The 19,580-nt window shown below is 59.3% G+C and carries 17 protein-coding genes and 1 pseudogene; 8 read left to right on the top strand and 10 right to left on the bottom strand.

Annotation, left to right across the window (positions count from 1 at the left end):
- Nucleotides 1-13 precede the first annotated feature (13 nt).
- The 3 genes from ssuE to GIW28_RS01420 all read right to left on the bottom strand — a co-directional run bounded on the left by ssuE (nt 14) and on the right by GIW28_RS01420 (nt 3,210).
- Nucleotides 14-607: an NADPH-dependent FMN reductase gene (ssuE, locus tag GIW28_RS01430; protein WP_056860738.1), complete on the bottom strand. Its 594-nt coding sequence runs from the start codon at nt 605-607 to the stop codon at nt 14-16.
- A gap of 316 nt (nt 608-923) precedes the next feature.
- Entirely contained in the window at nt 924-1,562 is a 639-nt protein-coding gene (locus tag GIW28_RS01425; protein ID WP_099550302.1) for a peroxiredoxin, read from the bottom strand.
- A gap of 292 nt (nt 1,563-1,854) precedes the next feature.
- The gene (locus GIW28_RS01420; protein ID WP_017139543.1) at nt 1,855-3,210 is read right to left on the bottom strand and encodes an OprD family porin; all 1,356 of its coding nucleotides are present in this window, start codon (nt 3,208-3,210) and stop codon (nt 1,855-1,857) included.
- Nucleotides 3,211-3,580: 370 nt separating this feature from the next.
- Between GIW28_RS01420 and tauA the strand changes: the two are divergent.
- A pseudogene (gene tauA / locus GIW28_RS01415) lies at nt 3,581-4,567 on the top strand (taurine ABC transporter substrate-binding protein).
- A gap of 119 nt (nt 4,568-4,686) precedes the next feature.
- Here tauA and argA read toward each other — a convergent pair.
- Both argA and argE read right to left on the bottom strand, forming a co-directional pair.
- Nucleotides 4,687-5,985 carry an amino-acid N-acetyltransferase gene (argA, locus tag GIW28_RS01410; RefSeq protein WP_236446020.1) on the bottom strand — a complete coding sequence of 433 codons (1,299 nt, stop codon included), beginning with the start codon at nt 5,983-5,985 and terminating at the stop codon, nt 4,687-4,689.
- Between the two features lie 135 nt (nt 5,986-6,120).
- Complete coding sequence (argE, locus tag GIW28_RS01405) at nt 6,121-7,269, bottom strand: acetylornithine deacetylase (protein ID WP_065931829.1); 1,149 nt, start codon at nt 7,267-7,269, stop codon at nt 6,121-6,123.
- A gap of 158 nt (nt 7,270-7,427) precedes the next feature.
- Between argE and GIW28_RS01400 the strand changes: the two genes are divergently transcribed.
- Complete coding sequence (locus tag GIW28_RS01400; protein WP_099550300.1) at nt 7,428-8,795, top strand: CYTH domain-containing protein; 1,368 nt, start codon at nt 7,428-7,430, stop codon at nt 8,793-8,795.
- Nucleotides 8,796-9,105: 310 nt separating this feature from the next.
- Here the strand turns inward: GIW28_RS01400 and GIW28_RS01395 are convergent, their stop codons facing one another.
- Nucleotides 9,106-9,576 (bottom strand): Lrp/AsnC family transcriptional regulator, encoded by a 471-nt coding sequence (locus GIW28_RS01395; RefSeq protein WP_003195279.1) that lies wholly within the window; start codon nt 9,574-9,576, stop codon nt 9,106-9,108.
- A 127-nt stretch (nt 9,577-9,703) separates the two neighbouring features.
- Between GIW28_RS01395 and GIW28_RS01390 the strand changes: the two genes are divergently transcribed.
- The 6 genes from GIW28_RS01390 to GIW28_RS01365 all read left to right on the top strand — a co-directional run bounded on the left by GIW28_RS01390 (nt 9,704) and on the right by GIW28_RS01365 (nt 14,962).
- Nucleotides 9,704-10,042, top strand: a complete 339-nt coding sequence (locus GIW28_RS01390) for a hypothetical protein (protein ID WP_017135282.1) — start codon at nt 9,704-9,706, stop codon at nt 10,040-10,042.
- A gap of 82 nt (nt 10,043-10,124) precedes the next feature.
- Nucleotides 10,125-11,819, top strand: coding sequence for a GspE/PulE family protein (locus tag GIW28_RS01385; RefSeq protein ID WP_017135281.1), 1,695 nt, complete (start codon nt 10,125-10,127; stop codon nt 11,817-11,819).
- Nucleotides 11,820-11,896: 77 nt separating this feature from the next.
- Complete coding sequence (locus GIW28_RS01380; RefSeq protein WP_017135280.1) at nt 11,897-12,817, top strand: SPFH domain-containing protein; 921 nt, start codon at nt 11,897-11,899, stop codon at nt 12,815-12,817.
- Between the two features lie 10 nt (nt 12,818-12,827).
- Nucleotides 12,828-13,274 carry an NfeD family protein gene (locus GIW28_RS01375; protein ID WP_017135279.1) on the top strand — a complete coding sequence of 149 codons (447 nt, stop codon included), beginning with the start codon at nt 12,828-12,830 and terminating at the stop codon, nt 13,272-13,274.
- Nucleotides 13,275-13,343: 69 nt separating this feature from the next.
- Nucleotides 13,344-13,658 carry a DUF2388 domain-containing protein gene (locus GIW28_RS01370; protein WP_017135278.1) on the top strand — a complete coding sequence of 105 codons (315 nt, stop codon included), beginning with the start codon at nt 13,344-13,346 and terminating at the stop codon, nt 13,656-13,658.
- 161 nt (nt 13,659-13,819) lie between these two features.
- On the top strand, nt 13,820-14,962 hold the full coding sequence (locus tag GIW28_RS01365) for a DegT/DnrJ/EryC1/StrS family aminotransferase (RefSeq protein WP_056860748.1): 1,143 nt from the start codon (nt 13,820-13,822) through the stop codon (nt 14,960-14,962).
- Between the two features lie 74 nt (nt 14,963-15,036).
- On the opposite strand, the gene gcvH is transcribed toward GIW28_RS01365, so the two are convergent.
- From gcvH to GIW28_RS01345, 4 genes are all read right to left on the bottom strand, one after another.
- Nucleotides 15,037-15,420 carry a glycine cleavage system protein GcvH gene (gene gcvH, locus GIW28_RS01360; protein ID WP_017135276.1) on the bottom strand — a complete coding sequence of 128 codons (384 nt, stop codon included), beginning with the start codon at nt 15,418-15,420 and terminating at the stop codon, nt 15,037-15,039.
- A gap of 52 nt (nt 15,421-15,472) precedes the next feature.
- Complete coding sequence (gcvT, locus tag GIW28_RS01355) at nt 15,473-16,555, bottom strand: glycine cleavage system aminomethyltransferase GcvT (protein ID WP_017135275.1); 1,083 nt, start codon at nt 16,553-16,555, stop codon at nt 15,473-15,475.
- Nucleotides 16,556-16,711: 156 nt separating this feature from the next.
- Nucleotides 16,712-18,328 carry an ABC transporter permease gene (locus GIW28_RS01350; RefSeq protein ID WP_017135274.1) on the bottom strand — a complete coding sequence of 539 codons (1,617 nt, stop codon included), beginning with the start codon at nt 18,326-18,328 and terminating at the stop codon, nt 16,712-16,714.
- A gap of 180 nt (nt 18,329-18,508) precedes the next feature.
- Entirely contained in the window at nt 18,509-19,513 is a 1,005-nt protein-coding gene (locus GIW28_RS01345; protein WP_236446024.1) for an extracellular solute-binding protein, read from the bottom strand.
- Nucleotides 19,514-19,580: the final 67 nt, after the last annotated feature.

The following is a 19,580-nucleotide window of genomic DNA, read 5'->3' as shown; positions in this document are numbered from 1 at the left end:
AATTCGGTACGGCTTAAATGCTCCAGCGAGCACTCAACAAACGTTCATTCAACACATTGGGGTCCAGCGGTTTGGGGCGACGGGCCATGGCGCCATACAGCGTCTCGAGGGCCTCGTGCAGTCGCTGCTCAAGCACCGGCACCAGTTGCGCCTGGGCACTGCCTTCGGCGTAAGCGATCTGGCTGTCTTCGGCAAAGATGCCGTGGAGCAGTTCCTGGGCCTTGAGGGCCGAGAGCACCGGCTTCAAGGCGTAGTCCACCGCCAGCATGTGGGCGATGCTGCCGCCGGTGGCCATTGGCAACACGATCTTGTGGGCCAGGGCGCGCTCGGGCAGCAGGTCGAGTACGGTTTTCAGCGCGCCGGAAAACGAGGCCTTGTACACCGGCGTGGCGATGACCAGGCCGTCGGCATTGGCGATTTGCTGCAACAGATCGATGACTTTGGGGCTGTCGAAGCGGGCGTGCAGCAAGTCTTCGGCGGGGAAGTCCCGTATCTGATAACTCACCACTTCCACGCCTTTGTCTTGCAGCCACTGACGGGTTTTTTCCAGCAAGACCCCGGAGCGCGAACGCTGGCTGGGGCTGCCTCCAAGTGTTACGACCAGCATGCAGGTATTCCTTGGGCAAGTGTCGGCGGTTCGCTGGGTGGCGATGTCGCCAAGATGGAACAGACCCTATCAGCATATTTATATATCTTAAAATCTTATTTTTTCATTTGTTTATTCTATAAATGCATATGCCGTCGAATAATCTCAAGGCGAAAAAAAAGGCCGTCGAAACGGCCTGAAAACCCCTGCTATGTGAGACTGGAAATACCGACAAATGTGGGAGCGGGCTTGCTCGCGAATGCTGACTTTCAGTTGATGCATCTTTGAATGACACACCGCTTTCGCGAGCAAGCCCGCTCCCACATTTAGTTCTGCGTTAACGGTTAGGCTGTGGGGTTAGCCGCAAGTACGGTTTCACCGCACGGTAGCCCTTCGGAAAGCGCTGCTTGATCTCTTCCTCGTCCTTGAGCGACGGCACAATCACCACTTCATCGCCGTCCTGCCAGTTGGCGGGCGTGGCGACCTTGTGGTTGTCGGTCAGTTGCAACGAGTCGATGACCCGCAGGATTTCGTGGAAGTTACGACCGGTGCTGGCCGGGTAAGTGATGGTCAGGCGGATCTTCTTGTTCGGGTCGATCACGAACAAGGAACGCACGGTGAGCGTGTCACTGGCATTCGGGTGGATCAGGTCGTAGAGGTCCGACACCTTGCGATCGGCATCGGCCAGGATCGGGAAGTTGACGACGGTGTTCTGGGTTTCGTTGATGTCTTCGATCCACTTGTGGTGCGAGTCCACCGGGTCGACCGACAGGGCAATGGCCTTGACGCCACGCTTGGCAAATTCGTCTTTGAGCTTGGCGGTAAAGCCCAGCTCCGTGGTGCACACCGGAGTGAAGTCGGCCGGATGGGAAAACAACACGCCCCAGCTATCGCCCAGCCATTCGTGGAAACGAATCTTGCCGGCGCTGGAATCCTGTTCAAAGTCGGGGGCGATGTCGCCCAATCGTAGGCTCATGGTGTGGCTCCTGATGAGTGCTTATGGAGCCCACTGTGCATGGGTTAGGAATTATTTAAAAAGAATAAATATCGATTTATTTAGACGATAAATGAATATTAAAAATCTGTTCATTGGACTTGGGAACGGGCGAGGATCAACATCCATCACAAGGTTCGAGAAGGCCTTGAGACGCTGTACAAAGAGGGGATTCAGGAAGGGCTTGCGGGGGTTGAGCCCGACTTGAAACGCAAAACACCTTGCCCGGCATTGCGCCGGGCAAGGTTTACAGTCTTACAACAGCTTCACACTACTAGAACAGTGGCAGCGAGTAGCTGACGATCAGACGGTTTTCGTCCTGGGAACGGGTGTTCGCCAGGTCGGTACGCCACATCGCGTTTTTCCAGGCAACGCCGAGGTTTTTCAGCGGGCCTTCTGGAATCACGTAGGCAACGGTGATGTCGCGTTCCCACTCGGACTGGCCAGTGGTTTCAGTACGTGCGTTAGTGTTCGCGATGGTGTCGATGTTGCTACCTTTGAGGTACACAACACCAGCCGTCAGGCCAGGTACGCCAACCTTGGCGAAGTCATAAGCGTAACGAGCTTGCCAGGTACGCTCGCCAGCACGGGCGAACTTCTGGATCTGCATGTCGGTAGTGATGTAAGCCGACGAGCCGTCACCTTGGTTCAGCCAAGGGAAGTCGCTGCTGCCATTGCTGACTTGGTAACCGCCACCAAAGGTGTGGCCGGCCACGGAGTACAGGAAAAGGCCGCTGTACAGGTTGTTGTCGACTTTACCCTTACCGGCACGGAAACCGTTGTAGTTACCGCTGGTGTAGTAGGCAGCCGTATTACCGTTCAGGCCGTCGTCAGAACTGTTGAAATAACGCAGGTCAGACTTCAATACGCCCGGGCCGATCGACCAGTTATGGGTCAGACCCAGGAAGTGCTGCTTGTAGAAGTCTTCCAGGTTGCCGTAGTAGTACTGTGCGGTCAGATCTTTGGTGAGCTTGTAGTCACCACCGGCATAGTAGAACTTGTTGACGAACTTGCCTGCGGTGTAGTTCGAGCCACCGTTGGCACCACCCAGCGACAAACCTTCGTTGTTGCTGGAGTTACGGCCTTTGGCATGCTCAATCTGACCGGCAACCAGGGTCAAATCCTTGATGTCGTTGGTAGTGATCTGGCCACCCTGGAAGGTCTGCGGCAGCATACGACCATCGTTGGTCACGATAACTGGCAGCTTAGGCTGCAACGTACCCAGTTTCAGTTCGGTTTGGGAGATCTTCACCTTACCGGTCACACCGAGGCTGGCGAAATCGTTGACCGCGCGATTGCCGTCGCTTGGGAACACAGTACCGCCGGACGAAGTACCGGTGATGTTACCGCTGGTGCCGCGGCCAGAATCGAGGCGCACGCCGTACAGGCCGATTGCATCAACGCCGAACTGAACCGTGCCTTGGGTATAGCCCGAAATGAACCGCAGATCGAAGCCTTGGCCCCATTCTTCGTTCCTGGACGGGTCTGCAGCACCATCACGGTTATCCGTGTTGATGTAGAAGTTACGCAGGCCCAGTGTGGCCTTACTGTCTTCGATGAAACCGGCAGCGCCTGCTTGCTGAGCGATTGCGCCCAGGGTCACAGCCAACGCCAAGGTGGACTTCTTCATGTACCGCTCCTCTCATTTCTAATTTTTGTATTTCTTTGGTCTCGGGTCTGACGCCCTCGATCCACAGATGCGCGATTAGCGCCAGATAGTGACTACCAAGTCAATCGTAACCTTGTGTGTCTACTACCTTCGTCTAACCGCAGTTGATTTGGTCCCTGCAGGGTAATGAGTTTTTCATACACCCAAAAAGAATTGTTTCATTCTTTTTCATACGATTCAGGAATAAGCCTCAGCAGGCAGTGAGTCGATCAGCATAGATCAACCGCTCCATAAGCTAATTCCTAAAGGGTATTTACCAGCCTTTTTTTAGATCGATTAGTGTGATCGTACTGTTGCATACGTCACCCACGATCAAAAAGGCGACGCCATCATGGCCAAACGCACATCCTCCCGTCAATTTGTTACAGTTTTTGTGTCACTAATACTTTCTTTTGGTGTCAAAGCCGCCGATTTGACCATCGGCTATCAAACCGGCATCGACCCCAGCAAAGTCCCCCAGGCTGACGGCCTCTATGAAAAGGCCATCGGCGAGAACATCGCCTGGCGCCGTTTCAACAGCGGCCCTGAAGTGATCACCGCTATCGCCTCCGGCGATGTGCAGATCGGCAATCTCGGTTCCAGCCCCCTTGCAGCAGCGGCGTCACGTAATCTACCGATCGTGGCGTTTATCGTATCGGCGCAGATCAACACTTCTGAAGCCCTGGTGGTACGCAACGGCAGTGGCATCGACAAACCCGCAGACCTGGTGGGTAAAACCATCGCCACCCCGTTCGTTTCGACCTCCCATTACAGCCTGCTCGGTGCGCTGAAGCACTGAGGCCTGGACACTCAAAAAGTCAAAGTGGTGAACCTGCAACCGGCAGAAATCGCCGCCGCGTGGAAACGTGGCGATATTGACGGCGCGTTCGTGTGGTCACCGGCGCTGGGGGAGATCCGCAAGACCGGAAAAACCCTGACCGACGCGGCCCAGGTAGGTCAGTGGGGCGCGCCGACGTTCGAAGTGTGGGTGGCGCGCAAGGATTTCGCGCAAAAACATCCTGACGTAGTGGCCAAGTTTGCCAAGGTCACGCTGGATTCGTTTGCTGACTATGCGGCCCATAAAGACCGCTGGACCGTCGATTCCGAACCTGTGCAAAAAATCGCCAAATTGACAGGTGCGAATGCCGCCGATATTCCTGAACTGTTGGCCGGCACCACCTTCCCGGATGCCCAGGCACAGCAGACCGAGGCACTGCTTAAAGGCGGCACCGCGAAGGCGATTGGGGAGACGGCGAAGTTTTTGAAGGAACAGGGGAAGGTCGAAACGGTGCTGCCGGATTACTCGGCCTTTGTGACCGATAAATTCATCAAAGAATAAATGCAGTCCCCTGTGGGAGCTGGCTTGCCTGCGATTGCATCACCTCGGTTTACCTGACAGACCGAGGTGCCCGCATCGCAGGCAAGCCAGCTCCCACATAAGCCAGCCCTTGGTCTTAGCTAGAGGGCCTTCTCGAAAATCTTCGAATTACGCTGATAGTTGTACAGCGAGGCCCGTGCCGACGGCAGGCGGTCCACGCTGCTCGGCTCAAAGCCGCGCTCACGGAACCAGTGGGCGGTACGGGTGGTAAGCACGAACAACGTTTTCAAACCCTGGGCCCGCGCGCGGGTCTCGATGCGCTCCAGCAATACATCACCGCGTGCGCCGTGGCGATACTCCGGGTTGACCGCCAGGCACGCCAGCTCACCGGCATCCGAATCGGCGATCTGATACAACGCCGCACAAGCGATGATCATGCCTTCGCGCTCGACCACGCTGAACTGCTCGATCTCACGCTCCAACACCTCACGCGAACGCCGCACCAGAATGCCCTGCTCTTCCAGCGGGCTGATCAGGTCGAGCAAGCCACCGACGTCTTCAATCGCCGCTTCACGCACCAGTTCGAATTGCTCCTGGGCCACCAACGTGCCGCCACCGTCGCGGGTGAACAGCTCGGTGAGCAACGCGCCGTCTTCGGCATAACTGACGATATGGCTGCGCCCTACTCCGCCACGGCAAGCCTCGGCGGCGGCATCCAGCAACTCAGCCTGATAGTTGTTACCCAGCCGCTGCAGGTGCGCCGGCACTTGTTGCGGGCGCAACTCACGCACCAGGCGACCATGCTCATCGAGCAAACCGAGGTCGGCACCAAACAGCAGCAGCTTGTCGGCGCCCAGGTCGATGGCGGCGCGGGTGGCGACGTCTTCGCAGGCCAGGTTGAAGATCTCGCCGGTGGGCGAATAACCCAATGGCGACAGCAGCACGATGGACCGCTCGTCCAGCAGGCGATTGATGCCTTTGCGGTCGACCCGGCGCACTTCGCCGGTATGGTGGTAGTCCACGCCTTCGAGTACACCGATCGGGCGCGCTGTTACCAGATTGCCGCTGGCCACGCGCAAGCGCGAGCCCTGCATCGGCGACGAGGCCATGTCCATGGACAGGCGCGCCTCGATAGCAATGCGCAGATGCCCGACCGCGTCGATCACGCATTCCAGGGTCGCCGCATCAGTGATGCGCAAACCTTCGTGGTAAGCCGGGGTGAGGCCGCGTGCTTCAAGGCGGGTTTCAATCTGCGGGCGCGAACCGTGCACCAGCACCAGCCGCACACCCAGGCTGTGGAGCAGCACCAGGTCGTGGACGATATTGCCGAAGTTAGGGTGATCCACGCCATCGCCGGGCAGCATGACCACAAAGGTGCAGTCGCGGTGGGCGTTGATGTAAGGCGAAGCGTGACGAAGCCAATTGACGTATTCGGGCATAAAACCTGGGCCTGTAATAAAAAGCAGCCAAAAAAGGATGAATCGTGAAAGCGCACAGCGGGCTGATGGTTATCGTCGGAACAGGCTTGGCGACACGCTCGCTCTCCTTCTATGTACGAATAGGCAGGGGTTAATTTATGCAGGTTTCAGGCAGTAATGCTCGATCAGTTCCCGCAATAGACGCACTGTAGGCGTCAAGCGTGACATTTCGAGGTACTCGCCCGGTTGGTGAGCACAGGCGATATCGCCAGGGCCGAGCACCAGGGTTTCACAACCAAGGCGCTGAAGATAAGGCGCTTCGGTGCCGAACGCTACTGCTTGCGCACGATGACCGGTCAATCGTTCCGCCACCCGCACCAGCTCGGCATCTTCGGCCTGCTCGAACGGCGGCACTTCGGGGAACAACGGTGCGTAGTCGATCTTGACTTTATGACGCTCCGCCAAGGGTTCGAGCTTCTGACGAATGGCGGCGCGCAGTACCTGCGGGTCCATGCCCGGCAACGGCCGCAGGTCGAATTCCAGCGAGCATTGGCCGCAGATGCGGTTGGGGTTGTCGCCACCGTGAATACAACCAAAGTTCATGGTCGGTTGCGGCACGCTGAATTGCGGGTTGCGGTACTCACGCTGCCAGGCCAGGCGCAGGCCACGCAGTTCGCCAATAGCGTCGTGCATGGCTTCAAGGGCGCTATGACCCAGGCTTGGGTCCGACGAATGGCCGCTTTGGCCCAGAATATCGATGCGCTCCATCATCACGCCTTTGTGCAGGCGGATCGGCTTGAGCCCCGTCGGCTCACCAATCACCGCCGCACGGCCCAACGGGCGCCCGGCCTCGGCCAGTGCACGAGCACCGGACATCGAGCTTTCTTCATCGCAGGTGGCGAGGATCAGCAAAGGTTGCTTGAACGGCTGATCCAGCAAGGGCAGCACGGCTTCGATGGCCAGGGCAAAAAAACCCTTCATGTCGCAGCTGCCCAAGCCTACCCAGCGGCCGTCGACTTCCGTCAGCTTAAGCGGATCGGTCTTCCACAGCGCGGCGTCATACGGCACGGTATCGCTATGCCCGGCCAGCACCAGCCCGCCGGGGCCACTGCCGAAACTGGCGAGCAAGTTGAACTTGCCGGGGCTGACTTGCTGGATATCGATGGCAAAACCCAGGTCGCCCAGCCAACTGGCGAGCAGATCGATGACCGGGCGGTTGGTCTGGTCGAGAGACGCTTGGGTGCAACTGACCGACGGCGCGGCAATCAGCGCGGCGAATTGCTCTTTCATGGACGGTAACGGCATGCGCAGCCTCTCAACTTCCCGGATGAGCCCCACTATAGAACCATCTGCACGACACAATAAACCGTTGCGGCACGTTGCCGGGCTCAGTCCTGTACACTGCACGACCTTGGCAGCCACACATTTCCCCGGCTGCGCTCCCGATCCTGGATTTTCCGGCCATGCAGAAAGAAACCGAAATCAAGCTCCGCGTCAGCCGCGAAACCCTCGCCGCGCTGCGTGAGCACCCGCTACTGAAAAAACGCAACAAAAGTGGCTGGGAACGCCGTGAGTTGATGAACCAGTACTTCGACACCCCTGAACGCGACCTGGCCCAGGCCAAAGTCGCCCTGCGCCTGCGCAAGGACGGTGACGACATCATCCAGACCCTCAAGACCCGCGGCCAAAGCGTCGCCGGCTTGTCGGAACGCAATGAATACAACTGGGACCTGCCCAAAGCCAAGCTCGATGTGAAGAAACTCGACGGCGAGTGCTGGCCCGAGCAATTGGCCGAGCTGGACAAAAAGACCCTCAAGCCAATCTTCACCACCGATTTCGTGCGTGAGCGCGCCGAAATCGCTTGGGGCCGTGGCAAGGCCAAGGTGGTGATCGAAGCCGCCCTGGACCTGGGCCATGTGGTGGTCGGCAAGCAGAAAGAAGAAATCTGCGAGCTGGAACTGGAACTGCGCGAAGGCGAACCGGCTGCCCTGCTGGAACTGGCCGCCGAACTGGCCGCGACCCTGGCGCTGATGCCGTGCGATATCAGCAAGGCCGAGCGCGGCTACCGCCTGTACGACGCCAGCAGCTACTCGCTGAGCCTGCCAGCCCCGCAGATCCACGCCGAAATGCCGTTGGACGACGCCTTCGCCGCAATCATGTGGCACCTGTTGGGCAGCAGCCAGCGTCTGGCTGAGCAATACCGTTTCAACGGTCATTGGCGTCTGCTGCAGGACTGGGTCGACAACCTCGGCGAACTGCGCGCCCTGGTCGGCAGCCTCGGCCAGGCCGCGCCGCGTCAATCCACCAGCGAACTGCGCAGTGCACTGGACGCACTGCTGGAAGACTGGCGCCCACTGGTACAGGCTGGCGATGACGATGAAGACATCCGCAAAGCCGCGCCGGAACAGTTCGCCGAAGAACTCGAAGACGTGCGCTGGGGCCTGTTCTCGCTGAACACCTCGCGCTGGCTGCTGGCCCGCGCCTGGACCACCGACCGCAATGTGCGTGGCAACCGCCAGGGCGCCGCGCAAATCACCAACTGGCTGCCACGCCTGCTGGCTGACGACGCCGTCGCCCTGCAACTGCCGCGCTACCAGCAGCAACCGGAAGACCTGGCCGAGCAACTGCCGCGCATCGAGCGCATCCAGGCCTGGCTGCACCACGCACGCCAGGTGGTGGACATCCCGGAGCTGGACCGCTTGTACGGCGAGCTGAACAAGCTGGCGTTGCTGGCCAACCAGCCGATCACCGATGAATCGCTGGATGCGCGCATGCATCAGGCGATTGCGGTGTATCAGAACCGGGCCTGGAAGACCCTGCTGCGCCTGTAAGATCGCTATCGCGGGCAAGCCCGCTCCCACAGGGGAATGCATTCCAATGTGGGAGCCGGGCTTGCCCGCGATGAGCATAGGTATCTACACAACTTCTGAAGGCAGCCGATTTCTCCTGTGGCGAGCAGACTTGTCCTGCGTTGGGCCGCGAAGCGGCCCCTGTAAAGGCACTGCAATTTTCCTGAAAGAACTCAGTGTCTGGGTTTGGGGCTGCTTCGCGGCCCAACGCAGGACAAGCCTGCTCGCCACAACAGCCCACTGGCCACTAACCGGTTGTGTAGATACCTATGCCGCGATGAGGCAGGCCTTATCAACGCAAGACTGGCAGGCTGGTGGTGGACTTGATCTCCGATAAAGCCACGATCGAGTTCACCTCCTGAATCCCCGGCACCATCGACAGCTTCTCGAAGAAAAACCGCTCATACGCCTCGATGTCCGAGGTGACGATGCGCAGCAGAAAATCCACCGCACCCATCAGCACATAACACTCCAGCACTTCCGGAAACCCGCGAATCGCTTCGGTGAACTCGGTGAAGTTGGAACGGCCGTGGGCGTTGAGTTTGACCTCGGCAAAAATCTGCGTGTTAAGGCCGATCTTCTTGCGGTCCAGCAATGTGACCTGGCCGCGAATCACCCCTTCCTCCTTGAGCCGCTGGATACGCCGCCAGCACGGCGACTGGGACAGGCCCACCTGTTCGGCGATCTGAGCACTGGACAGCGAAGCATCCTCTTGCAGCAGCGCCAGGATACGGCGGTCGTAGGCGTCCAACTCACTGTGCATAAAAATACCTTTGAATGTGCTTATCCTGAATTGATCTATTCAATAAATCGCAGATAGAACCCATCTTAGATAAGAAATCTCCGCCCGCGAATGTAAAAATTTCTCCAGTCGAATTTGGAGAGTCAGCATGCACGCCGTCGAAACCACCCACACTCCCGCACGCGTCGACGCCTGGGCTGTCAACAGCGCCCATTGCCAGGCGCATTATCAGATCGTCGCCGAGGCCGAGCCGGACGTGCTGTGCCGGGTGCTCAACTATTTCGCTTTGCAGTTCCTGACCCCGCAACAGGTCAATGTGAGCCGTGAAGACGACCTGTTGAACATTGATATCGTCATGGACGGTTTGAGCTGGCACCGCGCCCAGGTGATCGGTGAAAAGATTAGAAACCTGATCAGCGTCTGCTCGCTGGAAGTGTGGCGAGCTGACTCTCTGCGGCCTGCAGCGATGACGGCGGCCAGCCTGTAAAAGCCGGCAATACTCATGGGAAGGTGGATGTTCGGGGGCAGGCTAGCCTGGGTTTACACCCGACGCCTGCCAGGAAATGCCCATGCCTACCGCCTTGCACACTCACCGCCTGGAACTGCATCAGTTGCTGCCGACGCTGGTCGAGCAAGGGCTGATAACCGCAGAGGTGGCACATTCACTGGCGGCGGCGCCCGCTACCCAGCAACACCCTCTGGCATCCATCGCAGCCCACGGGCTGTGCCTGGAAACCTTGACGCAATGGCTGGCCACGCAGGTCGGGCAGCCTTATCTGCGTATCGACCCGCTCAAGATAGACGTGGCAACGGTAGTGCCATTGATGTCCCACGCCTTTGCGCAGCGCCACGGGATCCTGGCGGTGGCCGTGGATGCGCAGACCGTCACCGTCGCCAGCGCCCAGCCCCATGTCCGCGACTGGGAAGCCGGGTTGGCACAGGTGCTCAAGCGCTCGATCAAGCGCGTGGTCGCCAACCCCAAGGCTATTGAGCGCTGCATCGGCGAGTTCTACCGCTTGGCCAAATCCGTCAGCGGCGCCGATCAAAAGGCGACGGTGGCCGGCAATGTCGAACTGCTCAGCCTCGGCGCCAGCGATCAGGAGCCGGATGCCAATGACGCGCATATCGTCACTATCGTCGACTGGCTGTTGCAGTACGCCTTTGGGCAGCGGGCCAGTGATATCCATGTCGAACCCTGTCGCGACCAAGGCCGCGTGCGTTTTCGCATCGACGGGCTGCTGCACGATGTGTATCAGTTTCCGCCTCAGGTCACGATGGCGGTGGTCAGCCGCCTCAAGAGCCTGGGTCGGATGAACGTCGCGGAAAAACGCAAACCCCAGGACGGCCGGGTCAAGACCAAAAGCCCGGCGGGCATAGAGGTGGAACTGCGCCTTTCGACTTTGCCAACAGCGTTTGGTGAAAAACTGGTGATGCGGATTTTCGACCCACAGGTGCTGCTGAAAAATTTTGACCAGCTTGGTTTGTCAGATGACGACCAACAACGCTGGCACGCCATGACCGGCCAGGCCAACGGCATCATCCTCGTCACCGGGCCAACCGGCTCCGGCAAGACCAGCACCCTCTACGCCACGCTCAAGCAACTGGCAACCCGCGAGGTCAACCTGTGCACGGTAGAGGACCCGATTGAAATGATTGAACCGGCCTTCAACCAGATGCAGGTGCAACACAACATCGACCTGACCTTCGCCAGCGGCGTCCGCGCCCTGCTGCGCCAGGACCCGGACATCATCATGATCGGTGAGATCCGTGACCGGGAAACCGCAGAAATGGCGATTCAGGCCGCATTGACCGGGCATCTGGTGCTGTCGACGCTGCACACCAATGATGCGCCCAGCGCCATCAGCCGGTTGCAGGAGCTTGGCATTGCTCATTATTTGATCAAGGCTACCCTTATAGGGGTGATGGCGCAGCGTTTGGTGCGGCTTTTATGCCCTCACTGCAAACGCGCGGTGGGCGCGCCGGGCACCGCGCATGAAGCTGTCGGCTGTGCAGAATGCCGCGAAAGTGGTTATCGAGGCCGCGCCGGGCTCTACGAAATCATGCCGATGAGCGAGGCGTTCAAGGCGCTGATCACCCCAGGTGCCGACGTGCAGGCTCTACGCCGGGCCTCAGTGGAGCAAGGCATGCGCAGCCTGCGCATGGCTGGTATCGACAAAGTGAACGCCGGGCTGACCACCCTGGCAGAGGTATTACGGGTAACGCCTGGGGATTCAGAAACAAATGATTTGATTGTTGGCCCGTGAAACCGTCCTTATCCGTGACTGGGCCGTTACAATCGGCCACACGTCGCATCACTGACACCATCAGATAGGGAATCGCTATGCAGATCGGAACCGTACTGCTTCTTTTCGTGGGTTTGGCCGTTGCCATCCTGTTCATGGGCTTTAAAGTGGTGCCCCAGGGCTACCAGTGGACTGTCGAGCGTTTCGGCCGCTACACCAACACACTCAAGCCCGGCCTCAACATCATTATTCCGATCATGGACCGCATCGGTCGCAAGATAAACGTGATGGAAAGCGTGCTGGATATTCCACCGCAGGAAGTGATCACCGCCGACAACGCCACCGTGCAGATCGACGCCGTGTGCTTCTTCCAGGTGGTCAACACCGCCCAGGCCGCCTACGAGGTCAATAACCTCGAGCACGCCATCCGCAACCTGCTGCAAACCAACATCCGCACCGTGCTTGGCTCCATGGAGCTGGATGCCATGCTGAGCCAGCGTGACGGCATCAACGAAAAACTGCTGCGTACCGTGGATGAAGCCACGGCGCCGTGGGGCATCAAGATCACCCGCATCGAGATCAAGGACATCAGCCCGCCTGCCGACCTGATGGCCGCCATGTCCGGCCAGATGAAAGCCGAGCGGATCAAGCGTGCGCAGATCCTGGAAGCCGAAGGCCTGCGGGCATCGGCGATCCTGACGGCCGAAGGTAAAAAACAGGCGCAAATCCTTGAGGCCGAGGGCAGTCGCCAGGCGGCTTTCCTGGAGTCCGAAGCCCGTGAGCGTCAGGCCGAGGCCGAAGCCCGTGCCACACAAGTGGTCTCCGAGGCCATCGCGTCGGGCAACGTGCAGGCGGTTAACTACTTCGTCGCGCAAAAATACATCGATGCCCTGGGCAAGCTGGCATCGGCCAACAACAGCAAAGTCATCCTGATGCCGCTGGAAGCCAGCCAGGTAATTGGCGCCGTCGGTGGCATCGGCGAAATCGTCAAGGCAACCTTCGACAACAAGAAAGGCTGAGGCAACTGCCATGTGGGAATTCCTGCAGCATCTGTCGTTCTGGGATTGGCTGGCACTGGGCACGGTGCTGTTGATTCTTGAAGTGTTCGGCGCCGGCGGTTACCTGCTGTGGATGGGCATCGCCGCTGCCGCTGTAGGCGTGATCAAGTTCGTGGTGCCGCCGCTGGGGTTGGAATGGCAACTGCTGCTGTTCGCCGTGCTGTCGATTTTGACCGCCGTCTATTGGTGGAAACGCCAACGCAGTAGCGCCAAGGTCAGCGACCAGCCGGGGCTGAACATGCGTGGCTCGGAGCTGGTTGGCCGCACGTTTGTGGTGCACCAGGCCATCGTCGATGGCCGGGGCAAGATAAAAGTCGGTGATGGCGTGTGGATGGCCACTGGCCCGGATACCCCGATAGGCGCTCAAGTACGTGTCATTGGTCAGGACGGCGTGGTTTTACAGGTCGAAACTGTTTAGTCAGTGATGGAACTCGACTGAGCTAACTACAATCAAACTGTTCAGATAACCCAGTCGGAGTCACCCATCATGCGTTTCAAATATGCTGTCGCAACCCTCGCTGTGCTTTCCCTTCCTGTCGGTTCAGCCATGGCCGACAGCTTTTGGCGTAATGTCATTTCATCGGGCGCTACTACCGGCTCGACGTACCTGACCTTCAAGGACCACAAGCTGGTGGTTGCCGCCCAAGACGACGCAGGCAGCTTTGTTGCCAGCGACGGCGGCATCCGCGGTCCATACCTGGAAGCCGCCATGCAGAAAGTCCGCGCTGACAACCCAGGCCTCAAGGCCACCGATATGGAATTGGCCAACGCTATCCTCGCGAAAAACGCTGTGACCGAGTAAAGCGCCCATAAAAAATGCCGCTCTTTGGGAGCGGCATTTTTTTGCTCGTAACATGACGATTCATTCACGTGTGACAGGCTATATTCAGTCGAACCGTGCAACCATGCGGTACTGATACGTTTATTACTCATCGCCTATCTGAAACGGATGCCTTCGTCGTTATGAGCCAACAGCCCTTTCTGCCGTTTTCCAAACCTACCATTGATGAAGCCACCATCTCGGCGGTCGGCGATGTACTGCGCTCGGGCTGGATCACCAGCGGGCCAAAAGTGCAGGCGTTCGAAGCACAGCTGTCGGAATACTTTGGCGGCCGGCCGGTGCGGACGTTCAACTCCGGCACCTGCACCATGGAAATTGCTTTGCGCATCGCCGGGATTGGCCCAGGGGACGAAGTCATCACCACGCCGATCTCCTGGGTCGCCACTGCCAACGTGATCCTGGAAGTCGGTGCCACGCCGGTATTTGCCGATATCGACCCGGTAACCCGCAATATCGACCTGGCCCAAGTAGAAGCTGCAATCACCCCACGTACCAAGGCGATCATTCCGGTGTACCTGGCGGGCCTGCCCCTGGACATGCCGATGCTGTATGCACTGGCCAACAAGTACAACCTGCGTATCGTCGAAGACGCCGCCCAGGCACTGGGTTCCAGCTGGGATGGCGAACGCATTGGCGCAACCGGCGACTTTGTATCCTTCAGCTTCCAGGCCAACAAGAACATCACCTCTTCCGAGGGCGGTTGCCTGGTATTGAACAATGCCGAAGAAGCCCGCCTGGCCGAGAAATATCGCTTGCAGGGCGTTACCCGCACGGGTTTCGATGGCCTGGACGTAGATGTGTTGGGCGGCAAGTTCAACATGACCGACATTGCCGCAGCCATCGGCCTGGGCCAGTTCGCTCATATCGAGAAGATCACTGCCCATCGCCAGAACCTGGCGCGCCACTACTTCAAATGCTTCGGCAGTGATTTCGAAGCGCAATACGGCGCACAACTGCCACCGGCAGACTTCGAAAACAGCAACTGGCACCTGTTCCAACTGGTATTGCCGGAGCGTCAGGATGGCAAGCCGGCACGCGCCACCTTCATGGAACAGATGCAGGCGCATGGCGTCGGCATTGGCTATCACTACCCGCCGATCCACCTGCTGAGCCTGTATCGGGCACAGGGTTTCAAGGAAGGCATGTTCCCGGTGTCGGAGCGTGTTGGGCGTTTGATCGTGTCGTTGCCGATGTTCACGGCGATGACAGAGGCGGACGTAGAGCGGTCGGTTGCGGCGGTTAAAGCGGTATTGAAAGCGGGTTAAACAAAAAAGCGTTGGCTTGCAACAATCAACTGTGGGAGCTGGCTTGCCTGCTCCCACATTGATTTGTGTCGTGTTTACTCGCCGATGGCAGCTTTGTAACCCGCAGCATCCAGCAGTTTTTCCAGATCGGCCGGGTTGCTTGGCTTGAGCTTGAAGATCCAGGCGCCGTAAGGGTCGGTGTTCAACAGCTCAGGGCTGCCACTCAGTTCCTCGTTGACGGCAATCACTTCGCCAGCAATCGGGGCGTAGATATCCGAAGCAGCCTTCACCGACTCAACCACGCCAGCCTGGCCTTCAGCTTCAAACTGGGCGCCAACTTCCGCCAGCTCAACAAACACCACATCACCCAACGCTTCCTGTGCATGGTCGGAAATCCCGACGGTCACAGTGCCGTCGGCTTCCAGACGGGCCCATTCGTGACTTTCGGCAAAACGCAGGTCAGCTGGGATATCGCTCATAATCTGTGTCCTCAAGAAGAAATGTCAGCGGCCTTCGGCCTGCCGGAAATAGTTAGATCAAGGTTTTGCCATGGCGTACGAAGGTCGGCTTGACCACTCGAACCGGGTACCACTTGCCGCGGATTTCCACTTCGGCCCGATCGGCGGTGGCCGTCGGTACGCGCGCCAGGGCAATGGATTTGCTCAGCGTAGGAGAGAAACTACCACTGGTGATCTCTCCTTCGCCAACATTGGCGATACGAACCACTTGGTGAGCGCGCAAAACCCCACGCTCCTCCAGTACCAGCCCGACCAATTTGTACTGCACACCCGCCGCTAACTCTGCTTGCAGCGCGCTGCGACCAATGAAGTTGCGACCGGCGGGTTCCCAGGCAATGCTCCAGGCCATGTTAGCCGCCAAGGGCGAAACATCCTGGTGGATATCCTGACCATACAGGTTCATGCCGGCTTCCAGGCGCAGGGTATCGCGGGCGCCAAGACCAATGGGTGAAATACCCGCGCCGACCAGGTCGTTGAAAAAGCCTGGCGCCTGATCGGCAGGCAGGACTATTTCCAGGCCGTCTTCACCGGTATATCCGGTACGGGCGATAAACCAGTCACCGTCCGCCTGGCCTTCAAAGGGCTTGAGTTGATGAATCAGGTTGCTGCGCGACTGGGTGACCAGTTCGGCGATTTTCTGCCGGGCATGGGGACCCTGAATGGCGAGCATGGCCAACTCGGGCCGCTCCTGCAGTTGCACCGAATAGTTGCCCAGTTGCGCCTGCATCCAGGCCATATCCTGGTCGCGGGTGGCTGCGTTGACCACCAACCGGTAACCGGCTTCGGTGCGGTAGACGATCATGTCGTCCACCACGCCGCCCTGCTCATTGAGCATGGCGCTGTAGAGCGCACGGCCGCAGCCATGCAAACGATCGACATCATTGGCCAGCAGGTGCTGGAGCCAGTCCTTGGCCTGAGGGCCGGTGACATCGATCACGGTCATATGAGATACATCGAACACCCCGCAGTCGCGTCGCACCTGATGGTGTTCTTCAACTTGCGAGCCGTAGTGCAGAGGCATATCCCAACCGCCAAAATCGACCATTTTCGCGCCGAGGGCGAGATGCAGGTCATACAGAGGCGTACGCTGTCCCATGGGTTTCTCCTTCCGGGCTTGGCGAAGGTGCGCGGAGCTGCTGTTTGCGCTGAACACCTTGAATTACAAGGCCTGCAGCCACGCCCAGCGACTCGCTCCGAAAGACGAAGCGCACCGAATGCCGCGCATTGTAGCCGCAAGCCGTAGGACTGGCACCTAACCGATTTGCCGCGCAGAGCGTCGGATCAAGCCGATGACCGGCAGTAACCCCACCAGTACGAGGGTCAGCGCCGGCAACGAGGCTCGCGCCCATTCGCCTTCACTGGTCATTTCAAAGATGCGAACCGCCAGGGTGTCCCAGCCAAATGGGCGCATCAGCAAAGTTGCGGGCATTTCCTTGAGCACATCGACGAACACCAGCAACGCTGCGCTCAACGTGCCCGGCAGCAATAACGGCAGATACACTTTGCAAAACAGTCGTGGCCCGCTTACCCCGAGACTGCGTGCCGCTTCCGGCAACGACGGGCGGATTCGCGCCAGGCTGTTTTCCAACGGCCCGTAGGCCACCGCCAGAAAGCGCACCAGATAGGCCAGCACCAGTGCCGACAGGCTGCCAAGCAGCAAGGGTTTGCCCGCGCCGCCGAGCCACCCCGAGAGCGGTACCACCAGCTCTCGGTCCAAGTAGCTGAATGCCAACATGATCGACACCGCCAGCACCGAACCCGGCAAGGCATAGCCGACGTTAGCCAGGCTGATACCAGAGCGAATCGCCCGTGTCGGCGCCAGCCGGTTGGCGAAGGCGAGTATCAACGCCACGCTGACCGTGATCAGCGCCGCGATACCGCCTAAGTAAAGGGTGTGAACGATCAGGCCGGTGTAGCGCTCATCCAGGTCGAAGCGGCCGCGCTGCCAGAACCAGGCGACCAGTTGCAGCATGGGGATGACAAAGGCGCAGGCGAACACCAACCCGCACCACGTGCTGGCCGCTGCCGCCTTGAACCCTCGCAAGTGATACAACGCCTGGCCCCGTGGCCGCTCGTTGCTTGGGCGGCTGGCACCGCGGGCTCGCCGTTCGCCGTACAGCACCAGCATCACCACCAGCAGCAACAGGCTGGCCAGTTGGGCAGCGCTGGAAAGGCTGAAAAAGCCGTACCAGGTCTTGTAGATGGCGGTGGTGAAGGTGTCGAAATTGAACACCGAGACCGCGCCGAAATCCGCCAGGGTTTCCATCAAGGCCAGGGCCACGCCGGCACCAATCGCCGGCCGTGCCATGGGCAGCGCGACGCGCCAGAACGCTTGCCAGGGCGATTGCCCGAGCACACGTGCCGCCTCCATCAGCCCTTTGCCCTGGGCAATAAACGCCGTGCGCGCCAGCAGGTAGACGTAGGGGTAGAACACCAGCACCAACACGATAATCACGCCGCTGGTGGAGCGCACCCGCGGCAGCCGCAGGCCGGTGCCGAACCAATCACGCAGCAGGCTTTGCACCGGGCCAGCGAAATCCAGCAGGCCGACAAACACAAAGGCCAGTACGTAGGCGGGAATGGCAAAAGGCAGCATCAAGGCCCAATCGAGCCAGCGCCGCCCAGGAAACTCGCAGAGGCTGGTCAACCAGGCCAGGCTCACGCCCAGCAGGGTCACACCCACACCGACGCCCAGCACCAAAGTAAGGGTATTGCCCATCAGGCGCGGCATCTGGGTGTCCCACAGGTGCGACCAGATTTGCGCATCAATGCTTTGCCAGGACAGCAACAGCACACTCAGCGGCAACAGCACCAGGGCGGCGACGCTGAAGACCGGCAGGTACCAGCGGCGTTGGGCGGGGTGGGCCAAGGGCTAGCTCTCAGGGTGGTAAAAAATTCAAGTTGAATACAACGCAATGTGGGAGCTGGCTTGCCTGCGATAGCATCACCCAGGTGTAACTGACACACCGAGGTGCTGCTATCGCAGGCAAGCCAGCTCCCACACAAGCCAGCTCCCACATTTAGTTCGGCGCTTGCCTGCAAATTGTAGTTAGTTCCAGCCGGCGCGATCCATCAGGCGGATAGCCTCAGCCTGGCGCTTGCCTGCCACTTCCACCGGCAAGGTGTCAGCCACGAACTTGCCCCAGGTCGCCACTTCTGCTGATGGCGGCACCGCCGGGTTGGCCGGGAACTCCTGGTTCACATCGGCAAAGATCTGCTGTGCCTCAGGCGTGGTCATCCACTCGACCAATGCCTTGGCCGCTTCCGGATGCGGCGCGTGCTTAGTCAGGCCAATGCCCGACAGGTTCACGTGCACACCACGGTCGCCCTGGTTCGGCCAGAACAGTTTTACCGCCAGGTCTGGCTTCTGCTTGTGCAGGCGGCCGTAGTAGTAGGTGTTGACGATGCCCACGTCGCATTGCCCGGCGTTGATCGCCTCCAGCACGGCGATGTCGTCGGAGAACACGTCGGTGGACAGGTTGTTGACCCAGCCTTTGACGATTTCCTCGGTTTTGGCCGCGCCATGGGTTTCGATCAGGGTGGCGGTCAGCGACTGGTTGTAGACCTTCTTCGCCGTGCGCAGGCACAAGCGGCCTTCCCATTGCTTGTCGGCCAGGGCTTCGTAAGTGGTCAGGTCACCGGGTTTTACCCGGTCGGTGGAATAGGCGATGGTCCGTGCACGCAGGCTCAAGCCGGTCCAGGCGTGGTTAGAGGAGCGATATTGCAACGGAATATTCTTGTCGATCACCGCCGAGATGAACGGCTGCAGGATGCCCATTTGCTCAGCCTGCCAAAGGTTGCCGGCGTCGACGGTGAGCAACAGGTCGGCGGTGGCGTTCTCGCCTTCGGCTTTGATGCGCTGCATCAGCGGGGCTTCCTTGTCGGTGATGAACTTCACCTGCACGCCGGTCTTTTTGGTGTAGGCGTCGAACACCGGCTTGATCAGTTCGTCGATGCGCGAGGAGTAGACCACGACTTCGTCGGCTGCCTGCACGGTGGTGCTGCCGATAAGGGTGAGTGCCAGGGCAGTCAGGAGGCGCTTGGGTGCCAACATGGGTGCGGTCTCTCATTTGCAAAAAGAGGGCAAATGATAAGGACTCACATTTGGTAGCGCTTGGTGG

The organism is Pseudomonas sp. PA-5-4B, assembly GCF_021606215.1.
GTDB classification, from domain to species: domain Bacteria; phylum Pseudomonadota; class Gammaproteobacteria; order Pseudomonadales; family Pseudomonadaceae; genus Aquipseudomonas; species Aquipseudomonas edaphica.
Note: the sequence above shows the minus strand (reverse complement) of the source record. Positions and strands in the feature narration are given on the sequence as shown.